Origin of the sequence: Falsiroseomonas oryzae, from assembly GCF_027856955.1 — a bacterium.
Taxonomy (GTDB): domain Bacteria; phylum Pseudomonadota; class Alphaproteobacteria; order Acetobacterales; family Acetobacteraceae; genus Falsiroseomonas; species Falsiroseomonas oryzae.
Window position 1 is genome coordinate 1 of sequence record NZ_JAPSMD010000408.1, and the last position, 4,809, is coordinate 4,809.

4 protein-coding genes and 1 pseudogene are annotated in these 4,809 nt (G+C 73.4%); 4 read left to right on the forward strand and 1 reads right to left on the reverse strand.

The genetic code is table 11. The features are described 5' to 3' along the window. Nucleotides 1-390: pseudogene (locus tag OZN99_RS25655) on the reverse strand (histone deacetylase family protein); the annotation flags it as partial. Nucleotides 391-449: 59 nt separating this feature from the next. Here OZN99_RS25655 and OZN99_RS25660 point away from each other — a divergent pair. From OZN99_RS25660 to OZN99_RS25675, 4 genes are all read left to right on the forward strand, one after another. After that, on the forward strand, nucleotides 450-1,742 hold the full coding sequence (locus OZN99_RS25660; RefSeq protein ID WP_270938073.1) for an ArgE/DapE family deacylase: 1,293 nt from the start codon (nucleotides 450-452) through the stop codon (nucleotides 1,740-1,742). Then, nucleotides 1,739-2,977 carry a Zn-dependent hydrolase gene (locus OZN99_RS25665; RefSeq protein WP_270938074.1) on the forward strand — a complete coding sequence of 413 codons (1,239 nt, stop codon included), beginning with the start codon at nucleotides 1,739-1,741 and terminating at the stop codon, nucleotides 2,975-2,977. The genes OZN99_RS25660 and OZN99_RS25665 overlap by 4 nt, the downstream gene beginning before the upstream one ends. A 4-nt stretch (nucleotides 2,978-2,981) precedes the next feature. Then, complete coding sequence (locus OZN99_RS25670) at nucleotides 2,982-4,481, forward strand: M81 family metallopeptidase (protein WP_270938075.1); 1,500 nt, start codon at nucleotides 2,982-2,984, stop codon at nucleotides 4,479-4,481. Between the two features lies 1 nt (nucleotide 4,482). After that, on the forward strand, nucleotides 4,483-4,809 hold a 327-nt coding region (locus OZN99_RS25675; protein ID WP_270938076.1), incomplete at its 3' end, for a GNAT family N-acetyltransferase.

Sequence of the window (4,809 nt, forward strand, 5' to 3'; positions counted from 1 at the left end):
GGCGTCCCAGGTGCCGGGGCCGATCGGGCAGGCTGTGTCGGCGGTGAACCAGCCGACCTGGCCGATTAGCCCGGCGGGCAGGCGCGCGCCCTGCGCGATCATCTCCGGCGTCGGATGCACGTTGCCGACCACCTCCGGCCCGGCATCGGGCAGCGCCGCCCAGCCAGCCGAGGCGTCGCGCAGGAAGTCGAGATAGCGGGGCTCATGCGCCCATAGCAGCGCGGCCTGCGGCGCCGGCGGCGGCTCCTCCGGCACGATGCCGAGCCGCGCCAGGCCCTCGGCCAGCGCGGCGGCGCGGGCGGGCACCTCGAAATTCGGGCGGACGCGGCCGCGCATCAGGAAGAAGCGCGGGTCGTGCCGCGCCTCGGCAGGGTGGGCGAAGGCCTTCATCCGGTGCAGGTTAGGGCCCAAGCCGCCCGGACGGAACGGGCCGACGAGATGGAAGGCGCATGACGCAACTGGACCCCGGCGCGCGGCGCGCCATCCTCGACGCCTGCGACGCGTTGCGCGACGACGGCGTGCGGATGCTGGAACGCCTGGTGCGCTGCCCCTCCACCCTGGGCAACGAGCAATCCGCGCTGAACGAGATGGCGCGCATCTACGAGGGGATCGGCCTGTCACCCCGGCGCGTGCCGGTGGAGGTGGAGGCGCTGCAGGGCCATCCCGGCTTCTCGCCGCCGCTGATCCCGTATGCCGGGCGCGACAACGTGGTGGCGGTGCATCGCCCACGGCAGGCGTCCGGGCGGAGCCTGGTGCTGCAGGGCCATGTGGACGTGGTGCCGGAAGGGGCGGAGGACGAGTGGACCACGCCGCCCTACCAGCCGGCGATCCGGGCCGGGCGGATGTACGGCCGTGGCGCCGGCGACATGAAGGCCGGCATCGTCAGCTACGTCACCGCCTTCCGCGCGCTGCGCGAGGCCGGGCTGCAGCCGGCGGCCGAGGTGCAGATGCACAGCGTGATCGAGGAGGAGTGCAGCGGCAACGGCGCACTGGCCTGCATGGTGGCGATGCCCAAGGCCGACGCCGTGATCATCCCGGAGCCGGGGCCCGGCCTGCCGGCGCTCTATTCCGCCGAGGTGGGCGTGGTCTGGGCCTTCGTCACCGTCACCGGCCGCCCGGCGCATGTGCGCGACAAGCAGGCGGGCGTGAACGCCGTGGAGGCGGCGATGGCCGTCTGGCACCGCTTCGAGGCCTATGAGCGGGAGATGAACAACGCCGAGCGCATCCATGCCAGCTTCCGCGGCGTGAACCACCCGGTGAACGTCAACCTCGGCACCTTCGAGGGCGGCGAGTGGAATTCCTCGGTCGCCACGCGCGCGAAGCTCGGCCTGCGCGTCGGCGTGATGATGGGCAACACGGCGGATGCGGTGAAGCGCGACATCGAGCGCATCGTGGCCGAAGCCGCCGCCGACCCGGCGATGAAGGGCGCCAAGGTGAAGGTCGCGTTCCAGGGCTTCCACGCCGATCCCTGCGTCTTCGACCTGCAGGCGCCCATCGTGCGGCTGGCGATGCGCAGCTATGCCGAGGTGAGCGGGCAGGAGCTGCGCCACTATCCCGCGACCGGGCTGACGGATGGCCGCTTCTTCCAGCTCTACCAGGGCACGCCGGTCGCCTGCTTCGGGCCGGACGCGCAGGAGATCCACGGCATCGACGAGAGCGTCGGGCTGGACAGCATGCATGACATCACGCGCGCCATCGCGCTGACGATGGCCGAATGGTGCGGGGTGGAGGCCGTGTCGTGACGAGCAACATTCCCCTGTCGGGCGCCAGGCTCTGGGACAGCCTGATGGAGTATGCGCGGATCGGCGCGACGCCGAAGGGCGGGTGCAACCGGCAGACGCTGACCGACCTGGACGGCCAGGCGCGCGACCTGCTGCGTCGCCAGGCGGAAGCGGCGGGCGCGACGCTCACGCTGGATCGCCTTGGCAACATGGCGCTGACGCGGCCGGGGCGCGATCCATCGCGCAAGCCGGTGGCGATCGGCAGCCACCTGGATACCCAGCCGACCGGCGGGAAGTTCGACGGCGTGCTGGGCGTGCTGGCCGGCCTCGAGATTCTGCGCGCGCTGCACGAGGCGGGGGTGGAGACCGAGGCGCCGGTCGTGCTGGTGAACTGGACGAACGAGGAGGGCGCGCGCTTCTCGCCGCCGATGATGGGCTCCGGTGCCGCGATGGGCATCTTCCCGGAAGCCGAGGTGCTGGCCAAGACCGACGCCGCCGGCGCGACCTTCGGCGCGGAACTCGCGCGCATCGGCTGGCAGGGCAGCGCCGATCCCGCCGCGCTGCAGTCGCTCGGCGCCTATTTCGAGCTGCATATCGAGCAGGGGCCGGTGCTGGAGCGGGAGGGCCTCGACCTCGGCATCGTGACGCATGCGCTGGCGCAGCACTGGTTCGACGTGAGGGTGACGGGGGCGGAGGCGCATGGCGGCAGCGCCATGGCCGGGCGGCAGGACGCGCTGATGGCGGCAGCGGAAACCGCCACGATGATCGAGGGCGCGGCGCTGGCCTGCGGCGCGCGGGCCACCATCGGGCGGATGACGCTGCACCCGGACAGCCGCAACGTCGTGCCGGGCCGGGTCTGGTTCAGCCTGGACACGCGCCACGACCACGAGCGCGACCTGGCCGCGCTGGCCGCGACGCTGCGCGGCGAGGCGGCGGCGATCGGCGCGCGGCGCGGCGTGCAGATCGCGATCGAGGATTTCTGGATCTCGCCTGCCACGCCCTTCGACGCGACGCTGGTCGGGCATCTGCGGGACGCGGCGAAGGCGCGCGGCATCCCGCACAAGGAGATGCCGACGGCCATCGGCCACGACGCGGTCTATGTGGCGCGGAAGGTGCCGACGGTCATGCTGTTCTGCCCCTGCCATGGCGGGCTGAGCCACAACGAGGCGGAGAGCATCACGCCGGCCTGGGCGGAAGCCGGGCTGCTGGTGCTGGCCGATGCCGTCCTGGCGACGGCGGGCATCGCGAAGGGCTGAGCGCATGCGCATCGCGATCGGCGGCTTCCTGCACGAGAGCCATTCCTTCGCGCCGCGGCCGACCGGCTGGGCGGAGTTCCTGGAACCCGGCGGCTGGCCGGCGGTGCAGCGCCCGGCGACGCTGGTTGCCGCGCTGCGCGACACCGCGGTGCCCGCCGCGGGCGCGATCCGCGCGGCGGAAGAGGCGGGCGCGACCATCACCCCGCTCTCCTGGGGCTTCGCCAACCCGGCCGGCCCCGTCACCGCCGAAGCCTTCGAGAAGCTGGCGGCGCTGATCTTCGCCGACCTGGTCGCCGCGCTGGAGGACGGCCCCCTCGACGGGCTCTACCTCGACCTGCACGGCGCCATGGTCGCCGAGCATTTCCCCGATGCGGAAGGCGAGCTGCTGCGCCGCTCGCGCGCCATCCTGGGCCCCGGCGTGCCGATCGCCGCCAGCCTCGACCCGCATTGCAACCTGACCGCGGCGATGGTGGCGCATGCGGATGTGCTCTCGCCCTTCCGCACCTATCCGCATGTGGACATGAAGGAGGCCGGCGCGCGCGCCATGGCGCTGCTGCTGGCGCGCATCGCGCGCGGGACGCCCTTCGCCAAGGCGTTCCGCCAGCTCGACTACCTGATCCCGATCACCAGCCAGTGCACGCTGGTGGCGCCCATGGCGGAGGTGATGGCGGCGCGGCAGTCCATCGCGGCGCGGCTGGGCGCGGCGGAGCTCGCGCTCTGCTTCGGCTTCCCCTACGCGGATTTCGCCGATTGCGGCTGCGCGATCGCAGCCTATGGCGTGACGCAGGCGGCGGCCGATGCCGCGGCCGACGCGCTGCTGCGGGAGGTGAAGGCGCGCGAGCACGATTTCGCGCAGCCCATCATGCCGGCGAACGAGGCGGTGGCGGAGGCGATCCGGCTTTCCCGCGGCGCGTCGCGGCCGGTCGTCATCGCCGACACGCAGGACAATCCCGGCGGCGGCGGGCATGGCGACACCACCGGATTGCTGGCGGAGCTGCTGGCGCAGCGGGCGGAAGGCGCGGCGCTCGGGCTGATCAACGACGCCGAGAGCGCGGAGGCCTGCCATGCGGCGGGGGAGGGGGCGGCGGTCTCGCTCGCGCTCGGCGGCCGGTCCGACGGCGTGCCGCTGCAGGTGGAGGCGCGGGTGCTGAAGCTGTCGGACGGGCGCTTCCTGTGCACCGGCCCGATGGCCGGCGGGAACCTGGCGGAGCTGGGGCCGACGGCGCTGATCGGCATTGGCGGCGTCGTCGCCATCGTCACCTCGCGCAAGATGCAGGCGTATGACCAGGCGCTGTTCCGGCATCTCGGCGTGGAGCCGGCGGCGCAGCGGATCCTGGCGCTGAAGTCCAGCGTGCATTTCCGCGCCGACTTCCAGCCGATCGCGGAGGCGGTACTGGTCGCGGCGGCGCCCGGCCCGGTGGTGGCGGATCCGGCGACGCTGCCCTTCCGGCACCTGCGGCCCGGGCTCAGACTGCGCCCCGGCGACAACCGCCGCGTCGGGTGACATGCGGCTGCACCATCCGCTCGTCCTCGCGCGCGTGACGAACCTGCCGGATGGGTTCGAGGAGCTGGCGGCGGATGCCCAGGCCGATGGCGTGCGGCTGCTGGAGGTGTTGCGCGAGGACTGGGCGGCGGGCCGGATGCGCTTCGACGCGCCGGGGGAGGCGCTTTTCGCCGCATCGGCCGGACAGGCGCTGCTCGGTCTCGGCGGTCTGACGCGCGACCCCTATCTGCGCGGGGAGGAGGCCGGGCGGGTGCGGCGGCTGTATGTCCGGCGCGCGGCGCGGCGGCATGGGGCGGGGCGGGCGCTGCTGGCCGCCATCGCGGCGGCG